Origin of the sequence: Hymenobacter sp. BT730 (assembly GCF_030542105.1) — a bacterium.
Taxonomy (GTDB): Bacteria; Bacteroidota; Bacteroidia; order Cytophagales; family Hymenobacteraceae; genus Hymenobacter.
In genome coordinates, this window is the sequence record NZ_JAUOFB010000002.1 from 434,342 (window position 1) to 460,346 (window position 26,005).

Annotated in this window: 20 protein-coding genes and 1 tRNA gene; 17 read left to right on the plus strand and 4 right to left on the minus strand. The window is 56.0% G+C overall.

What is annotated here, in order from left to right; all coding sequences use genetic code 11:
* Nucleotides 1–91 precede the first annotated feature (91 nt).
* The 8 genes from Q4G72_RS08745 to Q4G72_RS08780 all read left to right on the plus strand — a co-directional run bounded on the left by Q4G72_RS08745 (nt 92) and on the right by Q4G72_RS08780 (nt 9,641).
* The gene (locus Q4G72_RS08745; RefSeq protein WP_303311039.1) at nt 92–1,558 is read left to right on the plus strand and encodes an oligosaccharide flippase family protein; all 1,467 of its coding nucleotides are present in this window, start codon (nt 92–94) and stop codon (nt 1,556–1,558) included.
* Between the two features lie 94 nt (nt 1,559–1,652).
* Nucleotides 1,653–2,783 (plus strand): glycosyltransferase family 4 protein, encoded by a 1,131-nt coding sequence (locus Q4G72_RS08750; protein ID WP_303311040.1) that lies wholly within the window; start codon nt 1,653–1,655, stop codon nt 2,781–2,783.
* 134 nt (nt 2,784–2,917) lie between these two features.
* Complete coding sequence (locus Q4G72_RS08755; protein ID WP_303311041.1) at nt 2,918–3,553, plus strand: polysaccharide deacetylase family protein; 636 nt, start codon at nt 2,918–2,920, stop codon at nt 3,551–3,553.
* Complete coding sequence (locus Q4G72_RS08760; RefSeq protein WP_303311042.1) at nt 3,492–4,667, plus strand: glycosyltransferase; 1,176 nt, start codon at nt 3,492–3,494, stop codon at nt 4,665–4,667. The genes Q4G72_RS08755 and Q4G72_RS08760 overlap by 62 nt, the downstream gene beginning before the upstream one ends.
* Nucleotides 4,668–4,834: 167 nt before the next feature.
* Nucleotides 4,835–5,602, plus strand: a complete 768-nt coding sequence (locus Q4G72_RS08765) for a TatD family hydrolase (RefSeq protein WP_303311043.1) — start codon at nt 4,835–4,837, stop codon at nt 5,600–5,602.
* 152 nt (nt 5,603–5,754) lie between these two features.
* Nucleotides 5,755–6,828 carry an asparaginase gene (locus tag Q4G72_RS08770; protein WP_303311044.1) on the plus strand — a complete coding sequence of 358 codons (1,074 nt, stop codon included), beginning with the start codon at nt 5,755–5,757 and terminating at the stop codon, nt 6,826–6,828.
* Between the two features lie 79 nt (nt 6,829–6,907).
* Nucleotides 6,908–6,995: transfer RNA gene (locus Q4G72_RS08775), tRNA-Ser, on the plus strand.
* 186 nt (nt 6,996–7,181) lie between these two features.
* Entirely contained in the window at nt 7,182–9,641 is a 2,460-nt protein-coding gene (locus Q4G72_RS08780) for a TonB-dependent receptor domain-containing protein (protein ID WP_303311045.1), read from the plus strand.
* 264 nt (nt 9,642–9,905) lie between these two features.
* Here Q4G72_RS08780 and Q4G72_RS08785 read toward each other — a convergent pair whose 3' ends face one another.
* Nucleotides 9,906–10,091 carry a hypothetical protein gene (locus Q4G72_RS08785; RefSeq protein ID WP_303311046.1) on the minus strand — a complete coding sequence of 62 codons (186 nt, stop codon included), beginning with the start codon at nt 10,089–10,091 and terminating at the stop codon, nt 9,906–9,908.
* 580 nt (nt 10,092–10,671) lie between these two features.
* Between Q4G72_RS08785 and Q4G72_RS08790 the strand changes: the two genes are divergently transcribed.
* The 6 genes from Q4G72_RS08790 (at nt 10,672) to Q4G72_RS08815 (ending at nt 17,428) form a co-directional block, all read left to right on the plus strand.
* On the plus strand, nt 10,672–11,544 hold the full coding sequence (locus Q4G72_RS08790) for an EboA domain-containing protein (protein WP_303311047.1): 873 nt from the start codon (nt 10,672–10,674) through the stop codon (nt 11,542–11,544).
* A gap of 59 nt (nt 11,545–11,603) precedes the next feature.
* On the plus strand, nt 11,604–12,509 hold the full coding sequence (locus tag Q4G72_RS08795; protein ID WP_303311048.1) for a TatD family hydrolase: 906 nt from the start codon (nt 11,604–11,606) through the stop codon (nt 12,507–12,509).
* Nucleotides 12,510–12,520: 11 nt separating this feature from the next.
* Nucleotides 12,521–13,432 (plus strand): UbiA-like protein EboC, encoded by a 912-nt coding sequence (gene eboC, locus Q4G72_RS08800; protein WP_303311049.1) that lies wholly within the window; start codon nt 12,521–12,523, stop codon nt 13,430–13,432.
* A 76-nt stretch (nt 13,433–13,508) separates the two neighbouring features.
* Nucleotides 13,509–14,684, plus strand: coding sequence for a 3-dehydroquinate synthase (locus tag Q4G72_RS08805; RefSeq protein ID WP_303311243.1), 1,176 nt, complete (start codon nt 13,509–13,511; stop codon nt 14,682–14,684).
* A gap of 52 nt (nt 14,685–14,736) precedes the next feature.
* Nucleotides 14,737–15,957, plus strand: coding sequence for a metabolite traffic protein EboE (gene eboE / locus Q4G72_RS08810; protein WP_303311050.1), 1,221 nt, complete (start codon nt 14,737–14,739; stop codon nt 15,955–15,957).
* A gap of 97 nt (nt 15,958–16,054) precedes the next feature.
* The gene (locus Q4G72_RS08815; protein WP_303311051.1) at nt 16,055–17,428 is read left to right on the plus strand and encodes an alkaline phosphatase family protein; all 1,374 of its coding nucleotides are present in this window, start codon (nt 16,055–16,057) and stop codon (nt 17,426–17,428) included.
* 25 nt (nt 17,429–17,453) lie between these two features.
* Here the strand turns inward: Q4G72_RS08815 and Q4G72_RS08820 are convergent, their stop codons facing one another.
* The gene (locus Q4G72_RS08820) at nt 17,454–17,840 is read right to left on the minus strand and encodes a transmembrane 220 family protein (protein ID WP_303311052.1); all 387 of its coding nucleotides are present in this window, start codon (nt 17,838–17,840) and stop codon (nt 17,454–17,456) included.
* Between the two features lie 370 nt (nt 17,841–18,210).
* Here Q4G72_RS08820 and Q4G72_RS08825 point away from each other — a divergent pair, with 370 nt between their 5' ends.
* On the plus strand, nt 18,211–19,593 hold the full coding sequence (locus Q4G72_RS08825; RefSeq protein WP_303311053.1) for an alpha-amylase family glycosyl hydrolase: 1,383 nt from the start codon (nt 18,211–18,213) through the stop codon (nt 19,591–19,593).
* Between the two features lie 184 nt (nt 19,594–19,777).
* On the opposite strand, the gene Q4G72_RS08830 is transcribed toward Q4G72_RS08825, so the two are convergent.
* The gene (locus Q4G72_RS08830) at nt 19,778–22,531 is read right to left on the minus strand and encodes a S8 family serine peptidase (RefSeq protein ID WP_303311054.1); all 2,754 of its coding nucleotides are present in this window, start codon (nt 22,529–22,531) and stop codon (nt 19,778–19,780) included.
* Between the two features lie 332 nt (nt 22,532–22,863).
* Nucleotides 22,864–23,445 carry a fasciclin domain-containing protein gene (locus tag Q4G72_RS08835; protein ID WP_502213674.1) on the minus strand — a complete coding sequence of 194 codons (582 nt, stop codon included), beginning with the start codon at nt 23,443–23,445 and terminating at the stop codon, nt 22,864–22,866.
* 316 nt (nt 23,446–23,761) lie between these two features.
* Between Q4G72_RS08835 and Q4G72_RS08840 the strand changes: the two genes are divergently transcribed.
* Both Q4G72_RS08840 and Q4G72_RS08845 read left to right on the plus strand, forming a co-directional pair.
* Nucleotides 23,762–24,979, plus strand: coding sequence for a TolC family protein (locus Q4G72_RS08840; RefSeq protein WP_303311055.1), 1,218 nt, complete (start codon nt 23,762–23,764; stop codon nt 24,977–24,979).
* Nucleotides 24,980–25,023: 44 nt separating this feature from the next.
* Nucleotides 25,024–25,995: an efflux RND transporter periplasmic adaptor subunit gene (locus Q4G72_RS08845; RefSeq protein ID WP_303311056.1), complete on the plus strand. Its 972-nt coding sequence runs from the start codon at nt 25,024–25,026 to the stop codon at nt 25,993–25,995.
* Nucleotides 25,996–26,005 lie beyond the last annotated feature (10 nt).

Sequence of the window (26,005 nt, forward strand, 5' to 3'; positions counted from 1 at the left end):
GACAGGGAATAGCATTTCGTGGGCAGAAAAGCGCTGGGCCGGCTGCTGCGGAAAAATAGCAGAAGAATCGTATAGGGCCGAAAAATACACATTGTTCGGTGCCAATCGTATTTTTGCCATCCACTCAGCCGACAGTCGCATCAAAAAATTTTTAGGAAATATCAGCTTCGTCGTGCTGCTCAACCTGTTGGTAAAACCCGGCTGGGTTGTGGTGGAAAACCTGGTGCAGGACCGCCTGGGGCACGCGGCCTTTGGTACATTTACCGCCCTGTATGCGCTTACACTCATCTTTGCCTCGGTTTCTGATCTGGGTATGACGCAGCACGCCACCAAGCGGGTGGCCGCCGATTCTACATTTCTGCCGGAGTATTTCCCCACCATTCTGCCCCTGAAAGGCTGGCTTTCCCTAGGTTTCCTGGGGCTTATTGTCGCCACCGGTTTTGTGCTGGGCTACCGCGGGCATACGCTCACCCTCCTGGCGCTAACCGGTGCCGGGTTGCTGCTGATGCAATACACGCAGTTTTTGCGCGGTACGTTGCAGGCCAGCCAACGCTTTAATACCGACGCCCTGCTCTCGGTGCTGGAGAAAGTGCTGCTGCTGGCACTAGTGCTACTGCTGCTGCCAGTCGGCCTTACCCTGGATAGCTATATCAGTGCCCGGGCGGTGGCCACGCTGCTCACCTTTATAGTACTCTATATATTGGTATCGAGGCTGTTTGGGTGGCAGCGCTACCGGCTGCGCTGGCAGCAGGCCCGCTCGGTACTGAAGCAAAGCCTGCCGTTCGCCCTTATTACGCTGCTGTATGGCCTGAACGAGCGGATTGATATGGTGATGCTGGAGCGGCTGGCTTCGCCGCAGGAAGCTGGCTACTACGCCGGCGCCTACCGCTGGGTAGATGCCGTGATGATGTACCTCTGGACGGTGCTGCCGCTGTTTTTTGCCAAGTTTGCCTATGCCAGCGCGCGCCCCTTGGAGCAGCGTCAGCTACTATGGTTTGGGCAGCGCATTGTTACGGTGCCCATGCTTTTTGTATGTGCCTTTGTTTTGTTCCGGGGAGAAGTGCTGTTTTGGCAGTTCACGCACAGCTCTGCCGCCGAAATAGCACACATGGCTTTCTGCCTGAAAGTGCTGTTTGTGAACGTACTGGTGCACGCTTTTTTTGCCATCTACAGTACACTGCTCACCAGCAGCAACCAGGAGCGTGCCGTAAGTGCCCTGGTAGCCGGCAGTATTGTGCTGAATGTGGGTCTGAATGTGTTGCTGCTACCTCGTTTTGGGGCAACCGCGGCCGCGCTTAATACGCTTTGGTGCGCATTGTTTGTGTCGATTGGCTACCTGTTTTTAGTGCGGGGGCGGGCCCGGGTTGCTATTCCATGGGCGTTGCTGGGCCGTTTGGCGCTGGCTTTTGGCTTACTGTGCGCAACCTGGTATGGGCTGCAGATGTGGCTGCAACAGTGGTTATTAGAATCCATTGGTGCGGGGTTGGCCTTCGGCCTTATTCTGCTGCTGCTCCAAATAGTGAAAGTAGGGGAGATACGCGCCCTTTTGCGCCGCTGAGCTTCCCGGTAGGGTACCGCTAACGGCCGGCATACCTGCGTGAGCGGCTGATTGTCTATTTTGCCGCTCTTTCACTCCCCAATCCTTCCCGCTCGTGCACATTGCCGTCAACACCCGTTTCCTGCTGCCCGGCGACAAGCTGGAAGGCATCGGGCGTTTTACTTTTGAAACGCTGCAGCGGCTGGTACGGCAACATCCCGAACACACGTTTCATTTTCTGTTTGATCGGGACTATGATAAGCGTTACCTGTTTGGCCCCAACGTGGTGCCGCATGTGCTCTACCCACCGGCCCGGCATCCGTTTCTATATGTGCTGTGGTTTGAAGTAGCCGTAGCAGCGTGGCTGTTGCGCTTCCGCCCGGCTGTATTGCTCAGCCCCGATGGCTATACCACACTGAATACCAGCGTGCCCCGCATTACGGTTATTCACGACCTCGCTTTCGAGCACTTTCCGCAAGATGTAGCCCCCCTGCAAAGGTGGTATTACCACTACTTTGCGCCGCGCTTTGCCCGGGCCTCCGCTCGGGTGGTAGCCGTATCCGAAGCTACCCGTCAGGACCTCATCCATACCTACCAGGTACCCACTGACCGCATCCGGGTAGTATATAATGCTGCCGACGACCATTTTCAGCCCCAATTACCCCAGGATCAACAGGATACGCGGGACCGGTTTAGCGCGGGTAAACCCTACTTCCTGTTTGTAGGTGCCCTGCAGCCGCGCAAGAATTTGGTGAATCTGCTGCAGGCTTTTGATGAGTTTAAGGCGCGCACCGGCTCCTCCGCCAAGCTCCTTATTGTAGGCCGTACCGCTTGGCAGGCCGGGCCTATTTTCGAGGTATACCGCGAGTTACAGTACCGCCGCGACGTGCACCTTACCGGCCGCGTCACTGATGCCGAATTGGTGCAGCTCTATGCTGCTGCTCTGGCCACCACTTACGTGCCTTATTTCGAAGGCTTCGGCATTCCTATCATCGAAGCCCAGGCCTGTGGCTGCCCGGTTATTACGTCCAACTGCAGCTCATTGCCCGAGGTAGCCGGCGGCGCTGCCCAACTGGTAGATCCATTTTCGGTAGAATCCATTGCCGATGGCCTGGAGTTGGTACATAACTCCGCCACCCGCCGTCAGGAGCTAATATGTTTGGGGCATCAAAATACCAAGCGGTTTTCCTGGGACCAAAGTGCCAATACGCTCTGGCAGATATTGCTGGAGGTGACCAATAAGTAAATAATGAGAAGAATCTCGCATTGATCGGGCAACGGTAGAGCGAAAGCAAAACGGTTCCATAGCCCAGCCTGCAGTATCTTCGTCCTGTCAAACGTTGTTTGATATCGTAATTCAGCTTTCAGAACTCGAAAATCATGCGTTTACACCGAATGCCAGCCCCTATGCGCCGCCTGTTGCCGGAAGCGCTCTGGGAGATGCCGGTAGGCGGAGAAAAGGTGCTGTATCTGACCTTTGACGACGGCCCCATTCCCGAAGAAACGCCCTTTGTACTGGAGCAGCTGACCCTTTTTAACGCGCAGGGTACCTTTTTTTGCGTAGGCGAAAACCTGGTGCGCCACCCCGATATTGCCCGCCAGGTGCTGGCCGCCGGCCACCGTCTGGCCAATCATACCTTCCACCACCTCAGCGGCTGGACCGCCTCCCGCCTCGAGTATTTGGCTGATGTAACGCGCTGCCAGCAGGCCCTGGATGCTGTGCTGCCTGCCCCCGAGGCCCGGCCTTTGCTGCGCCCGCCCTATGGCCGCATTACCATCCCGCTGGCCCGCCACTTGCACGCCACCCACCAGCTGGTTATGTGGGACGTCCTCACCTGCGACTACGACGCCACATACGATTCCGAGGAGTGCTTAAACACGTCCATCAGCCTAACCAAGCCCGGCTCTATTGTGGTGTTTCACGACAGCCTGAAAGCCAGCCGCAACCTGCGCTATGTACTGCCGCGCTACCTGGCCCACTTTGCGGCGTTGGGGTATCAGTTTGCCGCTTTATAATTTCGGGCTGATGGTCACGGCTCTCACGCTGTATCTGGCGGTTTGGTTTCTGATCCTGAGCGTGTCCACGCTGTTGTTTGCGCTACGCCGCAGTCCGGCTCCGGAGCCGTTGCCCAACCCGTTGCCACGCGTGAGCATCCTCATTGCCGCCCGTAATGAAGAAGCCGCCATTGGCCGCTGCCTTCACCATATTCGCCAGCTTCACTACCCACCCGAACTGGTGGAAGTGCTGGTAGGTGATGATGCTTCTTCAGACCGCACCCGCACCCTGGCCGAGCGGGCTATGCAGGACTACGCGGGCACCTTTCGCTGCGTGCCTATCACCGATACCATGGGCACGGCATTGGGCAAGGCCAACGTACTGGCCCACCTGGCCCGCCTCGCCACCACAGAATATTTCTTTATTACCGATGCTGACATAGCTGTGCCCACCTCCTGGCTAACAGGGTTGTTGGTACACGCGCAGCCCAGGGTAGGCACCGTCACCGGCCTCACATTGGTGGAAGGTCCGCGCCTGTTCGATCAGCTGCAGGGGCTGGACTGGCTGCTGTCTTTGGGATTAGTACAGGTGGTGTCTGATTTAGGTCGGCCGGTTACGGCTATGGGTAACAACATGCTGATAACCCGCACCGCCTACGAAGCCACCGGCGGCTACGAGCGGCTGCCATTTTCAGTAACAGAAGATTATGAGCTTTTCCAGGCCGTGCTGCAGCAGGGTTTCAGCTTCCGCAATGTATTTAGGCCCGAAGTGCTGGCCGAATCCCTACCCATGCCATCCGTCAGCCTACTGCTGCACCAGCGCCGCCGCTGGCTGCGTGGGGTAGAAGGCCTACCATGGTGGTTGCAGGCTGGCTTGTTGGTGTATGCCGGTTTCTATCCGGCACTGCTGGTGCTGGCCTTGGTGGTTGGGCCCCTAGCCGCGCTGGTAGTTTTAGGCGCGAAAATGCTTTTACAAGGTGTGTTGGCGGCGCTCTGTTTTCATCGGGTTGGTCGGCGTGCTCCCTTACGGCTGCTTCCGTTGTTCGAATTCTACACGCTGGGGCTTACCGTTAGCTTGGGGCTGTTTCGGCTACTGCCCATCCGGTTTGAGTGGAAAGGCCGCCAATATAAGTAGGGGAGATATCGACTCTATAAAGTGTGGCGACACGGAAGTATTAATCGGTTTGTCATGCTGAGCGCAGTTGACTCTTCACTTTATAGCTTCGTGTCCATGATTCGTCTGCTCGTCGTCTACCTTCGCAAAATCAAATTCGCTTACTACTGCTTTTGATACCATAAACTATGCACCTCACTGATTCGCACGCCCACGTCTATTCCGAGCAGTTTAAAACCGACCGTGACGATATGCTGCACCGCGCCCTGGAGGCCAGCGTGAGCACCATCGTCATGCCCAACATTGATCACACCAGCATTGATGTGATGCTGGAAACCGAAGCCCGCTTTCCGCAGCTGTGCTTTGCCATGATGGGCCTGCATCCGTGCTCTGTGAATAAAGACTTTGAGCGGGAACTGTATCTGGTGGAAGAATGGCTGGGCAAGCGGCCGTTTGCGGCGGTAGGGGAGTGCGGCATTGATCTGTATTGGGACAAAACCACCTTAGGCTGGCAGCAGGAAGCCCTGCGGGTGCAGATTCAGTTGGCCAAGCAGCACAAGCTTCCGCTCGTACTCCACACCCGCGACGCCTTTCAGGAAACTGCCGAGCTGGTAGAAGCCGCCCAGGACGGCACCCTGCAGGGGGTGTTCCACTGCTTTTCCGGCTCCCGAACCGAGGCGGAGCGGGTAATCAAAATGGGCTTCAAGCTGGGAATAGGGGGAGTGGCTACGTTCAAAAACGGTGGCTTGGATCAGGTGCTGCCAGGCCTGGAATTAGAGCATCTACTGCTGGAAACCGACTGCCCGTATCTGGCGCCGGTGCCGCACCGCGGTAAGCGCAACGAACCCGCTTACCTGCCGCTAATAGCCCGCCGCGTAGCCGAAATGCTGGGCCGGGAAGTGGAAGAAGTAGCCGAGGCCACCACCCGCAACGCACAGGCCTTGTTTAGCCTCTAGCAAAAGTTGCACGACGGCGTGGGAAAAGCGTGGGCAAAGCCCTAGCTTGCCAATTCGCCGGGCCTACCCACCCGGCGCAAATTGCCACCTGCTTTCCCACTTCCACCACCCACGCGCTGCCGGGCTTTGTCCGGCCCTGTTTTCCTGTTCCTTTGAACCAATTACTGGATATTAACATTGCCGCCCCGGCCGCGCCTGAGGCTTCTTTGCTGCTGATTTACACGGGCGGCACCATTGGCATGGCTTACAACCGCCGCGGCGAGATGGTGCCCATGGAGTTCAGTAGTATGCTGCGTCTGATGCCCGAGCTGCACCAGTTTAATGTGCGCCTCACGGTCCACAGCCTGGCGCATCCCATCGACTCCTCCAACATTGCCCCCTCCGACTGGCTCACGTTGGTAGCGCTTATTGAGCGGAGCTACGAGGCCTATGATGGGTTTGTGATTTTGCACGGCACCGATACCATGGCGTATTCGGCCTCCGCCATGAGCTTTTTGCTTGAAAATCTCACTAAGCCCGTCATCTTCACCGGCGCCCAGCTGCCCGTAGGTAAGGTGCGCACCGATGCCCGCAAAAACCTACTAACTGCCCTGGAATTCGCCGCGGCCCTCGACCCGCAAACCGGCAGGGCGCGGGTGCCGGAAGTGTGCATCTTCTTCCACAATGTTCTGCTGCGTGGCAACCGTGCCAAGAAGGTAGAAAGTGGCCACTTCAATGCCTTTAAAAGCGAGAACTACCCGCCATTGGCCCGCGCCGGTATTGATCTGGAATACAATGAGCCCGCCATCCGGACAGCCATACCGCCCGGCCCTACACTCTTTCACCGTCAGTTTGATGACCGGGTAAGCATTCTGAAGATGTTTCCTGGGATTAACGAGCGGGTAGTGCGCGCTTCATTGGAAGTACCCGACTTGCGCGGCTGTGTGCTGGAGACCTATGGCTCCGGCAATGCCCCCACTGCCCCCTGGTTCACCCAGGCTCTGCGCGATGCCATCGACCGGGGCCTGCACATCCTCAACGTTAGCCAGTGCGACGAAGGCCGCGTGCAGCAGGGCCGCTACGAAACCAGCGCCCACCTCCGCGACCTGGGCGTCATCGGCGGCGACGACATTACCACCGAAGCAGCCATTACCAAGATGATGTACGTGCTGGGCCACCCCCTGACGCCCGCCGAAACCGCCGCCGGCCTCACCCGCGACTTACGCGGCGAAATCTCGCTCGGCTAGGGAATACTCGGCAGGAATCGGCCCCGGGGCTTGCGTATCCCGAAAAAGGGGCGTTACTTTGCCACCGCTTTCCGCATCCAGAGAGGTGTCCGAGTGGTTGAAGGAGCACGCCTGGAAAGTGTGTATGGGTCTAAAGCTCATCGTGGGTTCGAATCCCATCCTCTCTGCAATAAACCCCGTTTCTGCTTCAGGAACGGGGTTTGTGTTTTCAGAACACGCTAAAGCTTAGCACTTGGTAATGTGTAAGCAGAAATCAAGCAGCGGAGACAATTTGGGTCGTAGCGGCCGGCTGCCTCTTAGTGATGCAACGTATGGCCGGTAACTTGGTCGTTGACGGACGCTTCTCTTACTCTATGCTGTTTTTTACCCCCTCTGTGCCCGCTTGGGCAACGCTTCGTTGCATTGTTTTCCTCTTCGTATGGCTGCTGGTAATGCCCGCCATTGCCCAGATCCGGGCACCGCTCACGGGTAAGGTGGGCACGGCGGCCGGGGCTCCGGTAGAATTTGCCACCATTACCCTGCACCAGGCCGCCGATTCGGCGGTGGTTAAAACTGAGTTCAGTGATGCCCAGGGGCATTTCCAGATTGATGCCCTGAGTGGTGCGCGCTACCGTGTCTCAGTGGCGCAGGTGGGGTTTGAACGGTATTGGAGTGCCCCGTTTGAGTTGCCGGCTGCCGGCCTGGCGCTGCCGGCCATGGTGTTGCGGGCCAACGCCGCTACAGCGCTGAAGGAAGTGACTGTAACGGCCCGCAAGCCGTTGTTTGAGCGGCAGGCTGACCGGACCATTGTGCACGTGGAAGACAACCCGCTTTCGGCGGGTGCCACCACGCTGGAGGTCCTGACCCGCTCCCCGGGCGTAACAGTGGGTTCTGGCGATGCTCTAAACCTGAAGGGCCGCCCAGGCTTGCTGGTGCTCATTGATGGCAAGCGCCAGCCCATGAGCGGCACGGAACTGGCCGACTACCTGCGGGCGCTGCCGGCAGATCAGCTCAAGAGCATTGAGCTCATTACCAACCCACCGGCGAAGTACGATGCCCAGGGGGGAGCCGGTATCATTGCCATCAATCTGAAAAAAGACCAGCGCCAGGGCACCAACGGCAACCTGAGCGCCAGCTACGGCCGCGGCCGATATAACAAGTACAACACCAGCCTGACCCTAAACCACCGCCACGGCAAAACCAACGTGTTTGGCACTTATGGCTACGCCGACCGGGAGGCCTTCAACGCTCTATCCATTCACCGCGACTTTCTCAGCAGTGGGGAAGTGGTAGGCAACAGCGACCAGGAAAACTATATCAGGGTGCGGCAATTGGTACATACCTGGAAAGCAGGGGTGGACTACAACCTCTCGCCGCGCACCACGGTGGGCCTGGCCGTGAATGGACAGGCAGCCAACTCACCGCAGGACGGCACTAATTTCGCCGTGCAGGCCGATGCCGCTGGTCGTCCCACGGCCCAGTATGAGGCCATTAATCTGCGCACTGTGCGCACGCCTAACGCAGCAGCCAACTTCAACTTCAAGCACGAGTTTGTGGATTCGCTCGGTCGCCGGGAGCTGTCCCTGGATGTCGACTATGCCCAGTTCCGCAACACCCGCCTGCAAACTCTGGCTACGACCTACGACCTACCGGTTCAGTCCCCAGTCACGCGCAACGGCGACCAGCGCGGCACCCTGATTATCGAGTCCGTGAAAGCTGACTATACCCATCCGCTTAGCAAGCAAGCCAAGCTGGAAGCGGGTTTCAAAACCAGCCTGGTCAGCTCCGATAACAACGTGCTGTTTACCCTTACCCAAGACAACACGACCACCATCGACCGGAATCAAACCAACCATTTCCGCTACCGCGAGAACGTCAATGCAGGGTACCTGACTCTCACCCATACTACGCCAGCCACTACGCTTACAGCCGGAGTGCGGGCTGAGCAAACCACCTCCTCCGGCCAACAGGAGGTAGGCGACAACCCCTTTCCGCCGCGGCATTGCGCGCAGCTCTTCCCCAGCGCCGCACTGCGCCGGCGTCTCAGTGCCCGGCATGAGGTGTCGCTGTCCCTGAGCCGGCGCATTGACCGGCCTACTTACGGCCAGCTCAATCCCTTCCGCATCTTCATTGATGCTACCACCTACGGCAGCGGCAACCCCGGCCTGCGCCCACAAACCAGCTATAACCTGGAGCTGAGCCACACCTTCCGCGAAAAATTTACCACCGAGCTGGGCTGGTCCCGTACCAGTCTTCCCCTGGCCGGATCGGTGCAGCCGGTGGCGGGACCCGGCAATTTTGTGGTCGTGCAGGACGTGAATCTGGATCGGCTGGATACTTACACGCTGACCATTAGCGCCCCCTTTGAGCCTTTTAAATGGTGGAGCAGCAACAATACGCTGGTGGGGTACTATGCCAGCTATCAGGGTACGCTGGGCGGCACCGCCCTCCACAAAGGCCGACCCACCATCAACTTCACCACAAATAACAGCTTTACGCTGGGCCACGGCTGGGGCGCTGACCTGACCGGTACTCTGCAGTCACGACAGCAGCAGGGTTTTTTTGATATCCGGGCCCGTGGGCAGCTGGTAGCGGGTATCTCCAAAAGCTTGTTGGATAATAAAGGCAGCCTGAAGCTGAGCGCCGCTGACCTGTTTTACACCCAGAAAACGCGGGCCACTTCCCTCTATAATAATTACCAGGAGCGCATTTACCAGCGGTTTGATACCCGCGTGGTCACGGCCACCTTTAGCTACCGATTTGGCAACCAGAAAGTAGCGCCCACACGCCGCCGTACCAGCGGGGCCGAAGAAGAAAAGCGCCGGGCAGGATAGCATAAGTACAGCAGGGAGATAATTTCTAAACTGCTGAAGCGGTTTAGTGGGCTCAGTTGTGTTCCGGCCAAAGGTATATGTGCCGCGAACCGCACCACGAAACGGACAAACCTGCTAGATGTGCTTGGTACCCGGGGTTGCAGAAGAGAGGCGTCCGTATAGAATAGTAAACCTCCCAACTCCCTCTAATGCTGAAAACTACAGCTATAAGGGAGTTGGGAGGTTATTGAAAAATTGAAGGCGCCGGAGTCTTTTAACGGACGCTCATGCCGGAATGGCGAGTCGTACAACCTTGCCGGCCAGTTCCTGCACCACCTGCTTGGCATGTTCTGTAGCAATAATATGGTGCCGGGCATCCGGCTGGTTTGCCCGATGAAAATGAGCCATGATGATAGGGAGGAGGGCCTCTTCCATTTGGCCAGCCAGGGCGCGTTTGTATTCGTGCTGCATATAACGGGGGTAGTGGTTTTATCTCAGGCTTTTATACTGAGAATCATATCCATAAGGTTATAGCCACGGGACAGAATAAGTTGGAGAATTTTTAGAAGTAGCCTTGCAGAAAAAGCATGTTGATGGCTCTTGCATAGGGTGCAGGTAAGGCTGCCCAAAAACCTAAGACAGAGACGGGGTAGCGGAGAAAAGACAGGGAGGAGTTTTCCGCTTAGTAGGCAGCATAAGGCGTCGGCTTTAGGCAAGCCATTCTGGAGCTACCTGCACCTACATCACCCTAATAAGCCACACCTGTTCTAAAGCCAGGTATAGCCTATGCTATACCGCCAGTAATTTGGCTTAAGCATGAAATTGTTTAAAATTTTCAAATAATAATTATTGACAATGATATAATGTAAATAATAAATTATTGTAGTATAATGGCATTGAACTAGGCTAACACCATAATTACTTTGATAAAGTGGCTTTACAGTTTGCTTAACATCTCTTAGATAGAATTTGAAGTCTGACGCCGCTGCTTGAGGAAAGTGCTTACTGGTAAGTGAATAGGTACCTATTGTTTGATTTTGTCTAAGCTGCCATGCCTTTACATAGCTATACAGCCTATTTCCAGTCGCTATTGATAGCACAACTGCCATCTGCGGGCCTGGCTTGGCTGACCAGTCAGCTGGATGCTATGCACACGGAAAAGGATTTTTTCCTGGCTTTCAGCAGGGCGCCCCGCTTTGTGGGCAAGCACCTTTTACAGGTAGCTCCTCCGCAACTAGCGCAGGCAAATCAGTTGCGCTCGGGGTTCAACCCAGAATCCTGGACTGCTGACCAAGCGGTGCGCACGTTGCTCCTGCTACATGCTCCTCACCAAAGCCCCACGGACTATACTGCTATTTTAAACCGGCTTTTCACGACGGCTGATCTTACGGAATTAACCACGCTCTACGCGGCATTGCCTCTTTTGCCCCACCCGGAAAGCCACGTGAAGCGTGCCGCCGAAGGGGTGCGCACCACCATGACGCAGGTATTTGATGCTATTGCGTTAAACAACCCTTACCCGCACGATTTTTTGCCCACGGAAGCATGGAATCAGATGATTCTGAAGGCGGTGTTTAATGTGCGGCCCCTACACCGGATTTATGGCCTGGACCAACGGCACAATGCCGCACTGGCCCAAATGCTGATAGACTATGCACATGAGCGGTGGGCGGCCGGCCGCACGCTTACCCCGGAAGTATGGCGCTTAGTCAGTCCTTATCTCACAGTAAACTATATGCCGGATATTCAACGGCTCCTGCAAAGTGCAAATACCCTAGAAAAGGAGGCGGCAGCATTAGCATTAACAGAAAGTGACCTGCCGATAGCCCGGGAGCTGCTGAACCAGCACCCGGAAATAAAGAAAACAATAACGGAAGGTGCCTTTACCTGGCAAAGTATCGGTGAAAGGGCTTACGCGGCCTGACCCGCTGCTATAAACGCTTACACCCATTCCGCAGCCTCCACCAACTAAACCACCGCTTTATGTTCTTTATCGACCCCCACGTGCACATGACCTCCCGCACCACCGATGACTATGAAGCCATGCGGAACGCTGGTGTGGTGGCTGTAATTGAACCTGCTTTCTGGATGGGCCAGCCCCGTACGCAGGTAGGTACTTTTCAGGACTATTACAGTCACCTGATTGGCTTCGAGCGGTTTCGGGCTAGTCAGTTCGGGATAAAGCATTACTGCACCATTGGCCTGAACTCTAAAGAAGCCAATAACGAAGCCCTGGCCGAAGAGGTGATGGAGCTACTGCCGTTGTTCGTTTGCAAAGAAGGCGTAGTGGGCGTGGGCGAAATAGGCTACGACGACCAGACGGCGGCCGAGGACAAATACTACCGGCTGCAGCTGCAACTGGCCAAGGAAGTAAACCTACCGGTACAGATACATACGCCGCATCGGGATAAAAAGAAAGGCACCCTGCGCAGCATGGAAGTAGCCCTGGAGCACGGCCTGGATCCTTCCATGGTTATTGTTGACCACAACAATGAAGAAACCGTGCAGGATGTGTTAGACCGGGGATTCTGGGCAGCCTTCACCATCTATCCGCATACAAAGATGGGGAACGAGCGGATGACGGAAATTGTGAAGCACTATGGCCCGGAGCGCATTTTTATCAACAGCGCGGCCGACTGGGGCATCAGCGACCCGCTGGCAGTGCCCAAAACTGCCCAACTGATGCTGGAACGCGGCATTCCTGCCGAAACGGTGCAGCTGGTTACCTATCAGAATGCGCTGGCGGCCTTTAGCCAAAGCGGGCAGATGCAGGAAAGTGACTGGCTTACGGACCACGTGATTGACCAGAGCCTCAAATTCTCCGGCAACTCGATTCTGCGGGGCGGACAAACTCCCAAAATTGAAGCAGACCCCACTATCATCCGCTAGCAGCACTGGCCATGAACCGGTTTTTTGCCCACCTCATTCTGATGCGGCCCGCCAATATTGTCACGGCCATTGCGGATATCCTGTTTGGCTTTGCCGCGTCGGGCTCCGTGCAGCTGCTGCTGCTCCCAGGTGCGGTGGCTGGCCCGCATCCGCAACTGCGCGTGCTGTTCTGGCTGATAGTGGCTACCATTGGCTTATATGGCGGCGGGGTGGTATTTAATGATGTATTTGATGCCGACCTGGACCGGGTGGAGCGACCGGAGCGGCCTATTCCCAGCGGCGCCGCCAGTCGCCTGAGCGCCACAATGCTGGGTATCCTATTATTGGTAGGCGGGGTAGCTGCTGCTTTTCAGGTTTCCAATACCAGTGGTCTGATTGCCACTCTGGTTGCCCTGTTGGCCCTGGGGTATGATGCCTACGGTAAAAAACAACCCATACTGGGGCCGCTGAATATGGGTGCCTGCCGGGGCGGCAATTTATTGCTCGGCCTTAGTGCCGTTCCCGCTGCGGTACAGTCATACTGGTACCTGGCGTTATTGCCGGTGGTATACATAGCGGCCATCACGGCTATTAGTAGAGGCGAGGTGCATGGCGGCGACAAAAAAATACTGCTTGGGTCACTGGGATTATACAGTCTCGTGATAGGCAGCGTGCTGATGCTGATGCGCTTACCGCAGATTCATGCCCTGTATGTTGTGCCCTTTCTCGCCTTGTTTAGCTACCTGATTTTTCCGCCGCTGGTTAAAGCCATTACTTCCTTAAAGCCTCTGGATATTCGGTTGGCGGTGAAAGCAGGCATCATGGCCCTGATCCTGCTGGATGCTACCCTGGCCGCCGGATTTGCCGGCTGGTGGTATGGGCTTATTGTGCTGGCCTTGTTCCCGGTATCGGTTCTGCTGGCCCGGGTGTTTGCTGTTACCTAGCGCCCCTGCTACTGGCTGTTCTGCCATAGTACTTGCGCGCTTATTGCTCCACGCTTCTCTGCCTACCACCATGTCTATTTGTTCTTTGCAGCAGCAGTTTCAGGTTGCTTTCTCCTATACGGTTCATTTCACGGAGGGCCTGTTTCAGCTGGATAACCCATTGCTGGCCGAGGTGCTGGGCCAGGATGGGGGAGATGAGCCCCGCAAAGTTTTTTTTGTGCTGGATAGTGGCGTGATGGAGCACCACCCGTACCTGGAAGCCGCCATTACAGACTATGTGGCAACGCATGGGGCCGTCATGCGGCTTAGCGGGCCAATAACGGTTATTCCCGGAGGCGAGCAGTGTAAAAATCAGCCTGCCCTTATCCAGCAATTACTGGAAGCCGTGGATACTAACCATATCGACCGGCATTCTTACGTGGTGGGGCTGGGCGGCGGCGCGTTGTTGGACCTGGTAGGCTACGTGGCTTCAGTCGCGCACCGTGGCATCCGGCACATCCGCATTCCTACTACGGTTTTGTCGCAGAACGATTCCGGTATTGGGGTGAAAAACAGCGTCAACGCCTTCGGCAAAAAGAACTTCTTGGGCAATTTCGCTCCCCCGTATGCCGTCCTTAACGATGCGCAGTTTCTCCTGACCCTGGAAGACCGGGACTGGCGCGGCGGAATGGCCGAAGCCCTGAAAGTGGCGCTGATTAAGGATGCGGCGTTCTTTCATTTCATTCAGGAAAATGCCTCCCGGCTCGCGGCCCGCGACATGCCCACAATGCAGTACCTGATTCACCGCTGTGCGGAGTTGCACCTGCAGCACATTGCCGGCGGCGACCCTTTCGAGCAGGGCTCTTCCCGCCCCTTGGATTTTGGCCATTGGGCAGCGCATAAACTGGAACAGCTGAGCCATTACCGCCTTCGCCACGGCGAAGCTGTAGCCATGGGTATTGCACTGGATTCTACGTATTCCCACTTGCAGGGGCGCATTAGTAGTACCGAATTGGAGCAAATCCTGGATGTGATGCGCACACTGGGCTTTGCGCTTTATGCCCCCGAAATGGCAATGCACCTAGAGGATGCCACGCATCCGCAAAGTCTATTGCGGGGGCTGCAGGAGTTCCGGGAGCATCTGGGGGGTAAGCTAACCGTGACGCTGCTAGAGGCAATTGGCCGGGGGGTGGAGGTGCACGAAATGGAAAATGAGTTGCTGATGGAAGCCGTGCGTCAGCTTCGAGAGTATCAGCCCGCCGTTATATGCTGAACATGCGCGGCAACCCACGTCCTCCTTTCTCACCGGCCGGTTCTCAAAAGCTATGAATATTCAGCAGGGTAGGCACCTTACCTATTGCACCAACATCCATCCGGGGGAAACCTGGGCGGAGGTGTTTGAGAGTCTGCGGACATATGTGCTGCCGATAAAGGAGCAGATTTCGCCTGATGCGCCTTTCGCCCTGGGCTTGCGCCTATCCAATGAAGCCAGCAGGGTGCTGGAACAGCCCGAGCAACTGGCGGAATTCAAAGCCTGGCTGGACCGCCACGAGCTTTATGTGCCAATTATCAACGGCTTTCCTTTTGGCAGCTTTCACGGAGAAGTGGTGAAGGATGAGGTGCACCAGCCTGACTGGACAACTCCGGCGCGGCTGGCGTACACTCAGTGCCTGGCGCGGGTACTGGCCGCGTTACTGCCTGAAGGCCTGGAGGGAGGAATTTCTACTTCTCCCTTGTCTTACAAACCCTGGCTGGCGGGCAACGAAGAGCAAACCCAGGCAGTGCTGCAGGCCAGCACGCAGCACTTGGCCGAGCTGGTAGAAGAGCTCGTCGGGTTGCGGGAGCAAACCGGGCGGCTTATTCACCTGGATATTGAGCCGGAACCGGATGGACTGCTTGAAAACACAGCTGAATTCATTGCCTACTACGAGCAATATCTGTTGCCACAGATTTCGCGGCACCTACAACAGCGCCTGGGTTTAAGCACGCAGGTGGCGCTAAAGGCAGTTTACGAACACGTGCAATTGTGCTACGACGTGTGCCATTTTGCTCTGGTTTATGAGGAACCCGCCACGGTTTTTGCGCAACTGGCCGCTAAAAACATTAAAATAGGCAGGGTGCAGATTAGCGCAGCCCTAAAGGCAGACTTGCCCCTGGAGATGGAGGAGCGGCAGGAATTAACCCACCAGTTCGGGGCCTTTGCCGAGTCCACTTACCTGCACCAGGTGCTGGTGCGCAACCAGGACGAGAGCATTACGCACTACGCCGATTTACCGGCAGCCTTGCCCCATATAATGGAAAAGCAGGCCCGGGAGTGGCGCTCCCATTTTCACGTGCCGGTGTTTCTGGCGTGCTATAACCATTTACAATCCACCCAGTCCGAAATCGTGAAAGTATTGCGGGAACTAGCCGACCAGCCTATTACCAGCTACTTAGAAGTAGAAACCTATACCTGGGAAGTATTGCCCCCGGAAATTAAACAGGATTTGATTTCCTCCATTGGCAGAGAGCTAACGTGGGTAAAGGAGCAGCTTCATCCCTTGTAAGGTAGGTTTAGAAAAGTCAGTCATTGCCAAAGCATGGCTGCGCCTGCCAGGCGAGGCCCCCTACATTGCTCCTGCCATTTTCGGAAAGTAAGCTGCTATGCGTAAAACAGTTGTGATTGATGTAGTAGGGCTGACCCCGGCCTCGATTGGAGAGAATACCCCCTTTCTGAAGCGGTGGGCAGAAAGTGCGAAAACAGTATCAATAGGGCCGGTGCTGCCTGCAGTAACCTGCTCGGTACAAGCTACTTATCTCACGGGGCAGTGGCCTGCCAAACATGGGGTAGTGGGCAATGGCTGGTATTTTCGGGATGAGTGCGAGCCGAAGTTCTGGCGGCAGTCCAATAAGCTGGTAGAAGCGCCTAAGATCTGGGAGGTGGCCAAAGCCCAAGATCCCACCTTTACCTGCGCCAACATCTGCTGGTGGTATGCCATGTACAGCACCGCCGACTATGTGGTTACCCCGCGGCCGCAGTACCTGGCCGATGGCCGCAAAATGCCTGACTGCTACACCTTCCCCATGGAACTGCGCCCCCAGCTGGAAGCCAGGTTAGGAGCGTTTCCGCTTTTCGAGTACTGGGGGCCGCGCACAACCATTAACTCCAGCAAATGGATTGCCGAAGCGGCCATAGAAACCGATAAGCTTTACAACCCCACCCTAACGCTGGTCTATCTTCCGCACCTGGATTACAACGCCCAGCGCTATGGCCCCCAGGATGCCCGTGTGGCTACCGATTTGCTGGAAATTGATGGCGTGTGCCAACACCTGGCCACCTATTTTGAACGCACCGGAGCTCAGGTGATTTTTCTGTCGGAATATGGTATTGCCGATGTCTCCCGACCGGTGCACCTAAACCGGGTATTGCGGGAAAACGGGTACCTCTCCATTCGGGAGGAGCGGGGGCTGGAGCTGCTGGATGCGGGCACCTGCCAGGCGTTTGCTCTGGCAGACCACCAGCTGGCTCATATCTACGTCCAGGATCCATCCAAAATCAGTGCTGTGCGCCAGCTTCTGGAAAAGGTGCCCGGGGTAGAAAAGGTAATTGGTCCCGAAGAGAAGGCGGCTTACCACCTGGACCATTCCCGCGCCGGCGAGCTGATTGCTGTAGCCGAAAAGGGCGCCTGGTTTACCTATTATTATTGGCTGGATGATGCCAGGGCCCCGGATTTTGCCCGCATCGTTGATATTCACCGCAAGCCCGGCTACGACCCGGTGGAGATGTTCACCAATCCTGCCATCCGGTTCCTGAAGCCCAAAGTAGGCCTTAAGCTGTTGCGTAAAAAGCTAGGCTTCAGAATGCTGATGGATATTATTCCTCTGGATGCGAATCTGATAAAAGGCTCGCATGGCCGCCCGCCTGAAACTCCTGCCGAAGGGCCGCTGCTAATGAGCCGTAACACTCAGCTATTGCCTGGGGAAGCAGTGGAAGCCCCAGCGGTGTTCGATATCATCTTAGCTCATTTGCAGGCCTAGCATAGCTGGTTAAGTGCAGGCAAACTTAGCTCCGGGATAGAGTGCCGCCGGTTGCATGGGTTGCCGCTTCCTTTTTAAACCGCGTCAGGTATACCCAGTATAGCAGCAGTGCCCCGGCGCAGATAATCAATCCCAAGGCTTCCCGCCCTTCCTCGATATTAATATCCTTCATTCCGTTTTTCAGGGCTACGCCCTCCCAATGCGCCGGCCACTGGAAGTAGGAAAACAACAAGAAGGCAAGCGCCCCAAAAATCAGTATGAAAGGAGAGACTTTGCGGCCGGAAAAAATGAACCCTGAAATAATGGCCGGGAAAAGGTAAATCGGTATCCACAGGTACGGGTCCGGATCATTGTATTGCACGGCTGCAAATCCCACGAAGAGTATCATCAATATTAAAGCGAAGATCCTCATTAGATTAAGCTTAAAAGGTGAGGTTCTGAGAAGGGTATGTAATCAGCTGCTATTATATAAATAAGTGTAATTTCTTCAATAAATAATAATATTTATTTCCCTGTATAATTAGGCTTTTTGGCTGCAATAGCGGTTGCGTTTGCCCGCTTCAGACTAGTAGACCTGTGCTTGTTGCTTTGACGGATGAAAGCCTAATTCCTGAAGCTGTTATTTCGGACATGGCTTGATGTAAAAGTCTTAGTGCGAATGCGGCATGCCTGAACTTAATTCTCAAAGGCTACCTTTAGGGCTATGCTCGGCAGTACCATCTCAGTGTTTGGGCCTAACATCTTCTACTACTTATAAATCAGTCCCTATGGCCTTGTTGCAAATGGCAGTTAGAAAATGCCTTATTCTTCTTCTGGCTGCTGGGTTTCTATCCGGCTGCAAGTCTGATAATCCGGCTACACCAGGGCCAGTTATTCCACCCGTATCGACTACACCTACACAGTACGGTACACCCTTTGCCGGCGTGCCGGAGCGTCAGGATGCCGTGATTTACCAGGTGAACATGCGGGCTTTTAGCCAGGGTGGCAAATTCTCGGGCGTTACGGCGCGGCTGGATTCTATTAAGGCGCTGGGTGCTAATGTGATATATCTGATGCCCATTTACCCCATCGGGCAGGTGAAGGGCGTTAACTCTCCCTACGCTGTGAAGGACTACCGGGGAGTAAATGCTGAATTTGGCACCCTGGACGATTTGCGCACCCTGGTAGATGCGGCCCACGCCCGGGGCCTGAGCGTAATGCTGGACTGGGTGGCTAACCACACCAGTTGGGACAACGCCTGGATTTCGGATCATTCAGACTGGTATCTGCAAAACTCCTCGGGCATTATTCAAAGCCCGCCTAACACCAACTATACCGATGTAGCTCAGCTGAACTTCAATAATGCGGCTATGCGGCTGGAGATGATATCGGCCATGAAATCCTGGGTATACACGGCCAACGTGGATGGCTTCCGTTGTGACTATGCCGATGCGCCGCCTACCGATTTCTGGAAGCAAGCCGTTGATACCCTGCGTAATATTAAAACCCACAAGCTGCTGCTGCTGGCAGAAGGTACCCGCAGCTCCCACTTTACCAGCGGTTTCGATTATATCTTCGGTTTTAACTTCTACGGGGGGCTGTGGGACGTTTACCGTCGGGGTGCTGCTGCCACTACTTTTGATGGCCTGAACACCAAAGAATACGCAGGTGCAACGGGCACACAGCAGGTAGTGCGCTATACCACTAACCACGATGTAAACGGCTCAGATGGCACGCCCGTCGCCTTATTCGGGGGAGATGCTGGTGCCATGTCAGCCTTCGTTATTGCCTCCTGCTATAAGGGCGTGCCCATGATTTACAACGGCCAGGAATCGGGCATGACTACGGCCATTCCGTTTCCTTTCACCTCGGTAAAAGTAAATTGGGATACCCGCCCGGACATCACGCGCGCCTACAAGCAACTGCTGAAAGCCCGCAACGGTAGTGCTGCGCTGCGGCATGGTACTCCCACCGCCTACAGCAGCGCTGATGTATGTGCTTTTACAAAAACTGAAGGCAACGAACAGGTCTTGGTCCTGGTCAATGTGCGCAATGCTACCAAGACATACACGGTGCCGGCGGCTTTGGCTAACACTACCTGGACTAATGCTTTGCAGGGCGGCGCCGTTACGCTGGGTGAGCAGGTTTCGCTACTGCCTTACGGGTATATGATATTAAAAAAATAAGGCTGGCAAACAGGGAGTCATATCCGGCTGAGTTGCCTCGCTCTTTTGTTTATGAAACCAGGAAAGCACTAACCAGAAAATCCTTCTGCTGCCTCGTTTACCAAAATCAGATTTGATAAGACGTACAAAGGCCCGGCTCATAGAGTCGGGCCTTTGTCATATACCTTTAACCAGTAAATGAAAGCTAGTGCGTCAGGACTAAGCGCCCGCTCTGTGTTTTCCGGTTTGCCTGTAGCTTGAAGAGGTAAGTGCCAGCCGGGAGAGAGGCACCTTCAATTAGCTGCTGATGAGGGCCTGCCGTCTGCACTGCCTGCACTACCGTTTTCACCTTACGGCCCATCATATCAAAAATTTCCAGTCGAACAGGGCCATCCTGGGTTAGGTAGTAGCTCAGCAGCGCCTGATCGACAAATGGATTAGGAGCTACAAAAGCGGCCGTTTCTCCTGCCCGGTCTGCTCCACTGGTTCGCAGGGCCGAGGAGCTTGGCTGGGCAGTTACATCAGCCAGCGAGGAATTCCACTGCTCGTGGGTGCGGGTCACAATCACGGCAAAATCGGCCCGCTTCACCGCCTGCATGGGCTTAAAGGTAGCGTGCAGCGTAGGCAGCAAATCGTATGGGCCCTGGCTGAGGGTGTAGTAGGCATTGATGATGTTCATGTCCAATGCTACCTGCACATAGCCGGCCAGCCCGGCTGGTATCTGGGCGGCATCATCAATGGGAATCCGACGGCCATCCACCTCAACCGTTACAGAGCCGGTGCTCTGCTGGGCTTTGTTCTGCAAGCCCAGGCTCTGCACCAGAGAATAAGCCAGGCTGGCGCGGGTTACGGCCTGGTTGGGTCCAAAAGAGCCGGGCGCTACTGCCTGCATCACACCGTTTTGCGCATAGTACCGGTCACGCAAGGCTGCGCCCTGAGCTGTTACAGAAGTAGCCAGTAATTGCTGCGCCGCACTTACATCGCCAAAAGTAGTGGCGCCATTCAGGGGCAGGAACTGGCGGATGGCCTGGCCCATCAGCAAGTAATCGGCCAGCTGAATGCGAGTCAGATTTTGGTCCGGTTTGAATCCATTGGAAAGGCCATCCATCAGGCGTTTGCCCACGGCCATTTCAATGGAGGCTCTGGCGGGGTGCGAAGCAACATCACCCAGGCCTGTGGTACCAAGCAGCTGATTCAGGGAAATAGTGCCGTTTACCGTTTCAGGTAGCGCTACCCCCTGCAAGCCTTCCAGCCGAATGGTCCAGGTGCCGGCTTCAGGTCCTGCTACCGCTACCGCGCGGCCAGGGCTGGTAGCAAACAGAACGGAAATACCCGAGGCATACCGTTTACCAGTGGGGGAGAGCAGCACCAGATTCACGGGGTTGCCGGTTTCGCCCAACAGGCCCGATACTTTGCAGCTTACTTCCAGCGACGAGGTGCCGGCCGCCACACTGAAGGTGCGCGTGTTGGTAGCGGTAGTAGCGGGGTTAAAATCAATGGTGAAGGGCGAGCTGGAAATACTGGTATTTACCGTGCTAAAGAACGTGCGTGTGGCATTTACGCTGGAGCCGTAGCCAGCCGCACGATAAGCGCGGTCCACGGCGGCATAGGCATTGGCCATGCCACGGCCTACTTCCCAGGATTCCCGGTTGGGCAGATTGGTGGTAGTTTCTTCCAGAATGGCTTTTACCTGATAGGGCGTCAGGGCCGGGTTTGCATCCAGCATCAGCGCCACAATACCGGCAACGTGCGGCGCCGCCATAGAAGTCCCCGTGAGGGTGGTATAGTAGGGTAGTTGGGCCGGTGGAATGGTTTCAGCGTCCTGTTGCGTACTGAGTACCCCTACTGGAGAAACTGTGCGGGTAGATACAATGTCGGTGCCGGGGGCGGTTACGGTAGGCTCATCGCGCCACGAAAAGCTCTGACCGTCTACCGTGAAGGTGCCGCCCATACCCTTGCGTCCCCGCGAAGAGGAGGGAGCCAGAACGCCGGCTTTATCCGCATTGGCTACGCAAATAACCCAAGGGGCTTTCTTATAGTTGCCAGTAATGGTGCCCGAGCCGGCACCCGAATTGCCAGCCGAGAATACGACCACCATGTTGCGGTCAACGCACCGTTTGGTGGCCAGTGTAATCGGGTCAGCTAGGTTTACATCCGTCGCTATATCCGAGGTGTTGCCAAAAGAGTTGGTGATAACCCGGATGTTGTACTGAAACTGATGCACCAGTGCATAATCAAAAGCGCCAACTACATCCAGAATAAATAGGCCGGCGCCGGTGCCATAGCCAATCAGGTCGGCACCGGGCGCTACACCGGCGTATTTGCCATTAGAAGCCGCGCCCGTCGCACCCACAATACCGGCTACGTGCGTACCGTGGCCGCCGGTCTGGTCGGTGTTGGGCACATTCTCCACGTAGGTGATGGGCAGCATGGGGTCCTGCGCATTCAGGTTAGTGGTGCCCAGCACGTTCTGCTTTAGGTTCTGTCCCAACTTCAAATCCGGGTGCGTGCCATCAATGCCGCTGTCATTCACCAACACGCCAATACCCGTGCCCGATACCGGTAAACCGGCATTGCGCTGCGTAAACACCGGCTCCTGGCGCACGCGCTGAGCGCCTGTAAGGGCGGTAGCCCCGTCGTTATCCTGCTGCAACGAGCGGTTTAAGTATACGGATACCACACTGGGGTCAGCGGCTAGCTGATTAATCTGGGCCGTAGTAGCCAGCACCCCGGCTATGGGCAGCGCATGCATGGTGCGGCCGTGCAGTATACCCAGGCGTTGTAGTAAGGCCAGATGGGTGACGGATGGCGCGCCTTCGCCCTTAAAAGTAACCACTACCTGATGCAGGGTAGTGGCATCCGACAGCACCGACTTGAGATGCGAATCGACATAGGCTTGTGAGAAGGCGGCTACTGAGCTGCCCATCCAGAGCAGTAAGCCAAGTAAGGTTTTTTTCATAAAAAGGGGTGGTGGCTTTATGAAGAGATTCGAAAAAACCTACGTGCGGCCTCTTTTTATGGTTTTTACAGAAAGTGCCATTATTTGAATGATACAATCTAAAATGGCGGCTTTTGTTGTTGATTTATCAATGAATACGAAGTTTATTTGATGATATAGTAAAAAATCTTTATTTGAAGATTTATAGCCGAGCTTGCCTGGGGTGGGTGCTGATAGAATACATAAATGGGATAATACCCTGACAAAGTTTTGTAGCAAAACACAAAAAAGCCTGCCTCAATAGAGACAGGCTTTTTAGCTGAGCAGACGACGGTGGGGCGCCTGCGCAGAACTTAGGGCATCAATACTTTATCAATCACATGAATCACGCCGTTGCTCTGCAGTACGTCGTAGGTCGAGATGGTAGAAGTGCCACCTTTTTCATCCACTAATATCACATTTTTAGGGCCGTTCATCATGGCTTTCAGCGTGCCGCCGCTCACGGTTTTGAGCGTAGCCGTGCCTTTGCCAGCTTTAATGGCCGCCATAATTTTTTCGGCCGTCATGTTGCCGGCTACCACGTGGTAGGTTAGGATTTTGGTGAGCGTGGCTTTGTTCTCAGGCTTCACCAGAGTTTCTACGGTGCCAGCAGGCAGCGCATTGAAGGCGGCGTTGGTAGGGGCGAAAACGGTGAATGGGCCTTTGCCCTGCAGCGTTTCTACCAGGCCGGCCGCTTTCACGGCGGCCACCAGGGTGGTGTGGTCGGCGGAGTTTACCGCATTGGCCACAATATTCTTGTTGGGATACATAGCCTGGCCACCTACCGAAACGGTGCCGGTAGCCGACTTGGGGCTCATCATGGCCTGAGCCGAAGCGGTAGTGGAAGCTGCGCCAATCAGGGCAGCGAAGGCCAGGGAGAATAAGGTCTTTTTCATGTGGGAAGTGAGATGGAAGTAGGTTTTGAAATGATAGCAGCACCTACGCCCAGACCCCGTCTGCCGGATTTAGGGAGGGATAAAATTTTTCCAGGAGCCTATCTGATTTCTTTCCCACAACATCAGTAAGCCACTTTTTGGGCTGCCCCGTACAATGCCCATTCCAATGTTCTGCCTACGGGCGCATTTCCGCTTTACCGCCGAATCCACCGACACTTTTATGCCTGTGTCTGTACCTACCTGCCGCTTGTTCTTCTGCTTTGCTTTTAGGCAAATAAGGCCGTCCATCGGCCTGTTTTTTGTGTTGCTGCTAAGTATGAAAAGTGTGGCCTGGGCCCAGGCCCCAGCGTCACCGCGTAACCTGGACGGTTTTCTGCGCGTGGCCAGCGCCAGCAGCCCACTGCTGGCTGATTATGCCGGTCAGGTGCGCCAAACCCGCCTGGACAGCTTGCGCCGTGTAGCCCAGCAGCGCCCCCAGCTCACAGGCACAGCGGCCATCATGGCTGCCCCCACCGTGCGCGGTGTAGGCTATGATGAGGCCGTTTCCAATGGCGGCAACTATGCCGCCGTGGTTACCGCCACGCAACCCTTGTTCAACCGGCCGGTTCTGCAAAACGACTTCCGCATTCTGGAAAGCCAGGGGCAGGTGCTGCGCAACAGCGGTCGGCTGGCGGCGCTGGACCTGCGCCGCTCCATTACCGACCAGTTCCTGACCGCCTATACCGCCCAGCAGCAATGGACGTTCAGCCGTTCCCTGCTGCGCCAGCTTCGCCAGCAGGATGAAGTGTTACGCCAACTTGTAAACGGTGGTATCTTCAAGCAAACCCAGTACCTCACCTACTACCTCTCCCTGCGCAGCCAGGAGGTGGGTGTGCAGCAGGACCAGCTTGTTTACCGCCGCGAGCTGGGTATCCTGCGCTACCTCAGCGGAGTGGCCGATACAGCCTTTATTCTGCTGGAAACCCCCACGCCACCCACGCACCGTCCCTTGGCCGGCCTTAGTGCCGTGGCGCAGCGTCAGTACACCCTGGATAGCCTGCGCCTGCAGCTGGACCGCCGTGCCATTGACTTCGGTTACCGCCCACAAGTGAGTTGGGTGGTTGATGCCGGGATGCAGTCGGCCTCGCCCACGCCGCTCAGGCTGGCGCGAAGCGTAGGTATGAGTGCAGGGCTGATGCTAACGGTGCCGGTGTTTGATGGGCACCAGCGCCAGATTGCCTACGACCGGTTGAAGGTAGCCGAGGAAATCCGGCAGGGCTACCGCCGTTTTCTCACCGTCCAGCGCCGCCAGCAGTACGACCAGCTGGAAGGCCTGGTGCGGGCCAGCAACCAGCTCAACGCCACCCTGCGCCAGCAGCTGGCAGTGGCCGAAACGCTGGTGAAAGCCGGCCGCCAGCAGCTGGCTTCCGGTGATATTTCCATCATCGATTACCTCCAGCTGGTCAACAGCTACCGCGCCTTTCAGTTCAACCTGACGCAGGCTGAAACCGAGCGTTTGCGCAACTTATATGCCCTTGATTATCTGGGTGAATAGTGGTTTGGTTTCCAGTACAGCTTTTGTGTTTTTCATTTCTGTTTATGCGAATTTTGAAACGGTCTTGGCTTTGGTTTTCTGGCAGCTTATGGGGGCAGCAGTGGACGCTTATGCTGGGCCTGTTGTGCTTTGCGCAGTGCCACGGAAAGGGCCCCGATGAATCGGAGGAAGAAACCGAAGTACGGGCCCGCCCCGCGGTAACTGTAGTACAGGTGCATACGGATACCGTCTCGGATATTCTGCACCTGAGCGCGGTATCAGCGTATCCGGCCAAGGATGTGCTGCGGGCTACCACTACCGGCTACCTGCTGGCACCCGTACCTGTGCCGGGGCAGCGGGTACGCGCTGGCCAAACGGTGTTTACGCTGCAAACCAAGGAAGCCCGCACCTTGCACCTGGATAAGCTCACCGGCGACCCGCGCCTGCGCTTCAGTGGCATTGTGCGCATTGCGGCAGGTCGTGCTGGGGTGCTCGCCAGCGTAGATAAGCTGGCCGGCGACTACGTGCAGGATGGGGAACAACTGGGAGTGGTGTACGACCAAAGCCGTTTTGGTTTTGTGCTGGATGTGCCCGCTACCCAGTTGCGCTACGTGCGTACCGGGCAGCCCTGCCGCATCACCTTGCCCGATGGGCGCGTGCTGCCCGGCCGGGTAGCCGAGTTGCTGCCTACTACGGATATGTCAGCGCAAACCCAGCGCTATACCGTGCGGGTAGTAGGCTCCGCACCACCGCTCCCCGAAAACCTGGCCGTAACCATTGAAGTGGATAAAACCACTCCCTACCAGGCCCAGACGCTTCCGCAGGAGGCCGTGCTCACTGACGAAACCCAAACCAACTTCTGGGTAATGCGCCTGCTCAATGACAGTACCGCCGTGCGCGTGCCGGTGCAGCCCGGCCAGGAACAGGAGGGGCACCTGGAAATCAAAAGCCCGAAGTTCTCCGCGCAGGACCGCATTTTGGTTACCGGCAACTATGGGCTGGAAGACACGGCGGCGGTGCGGCTGCTCAAGAAATAGCGTAGGCTAA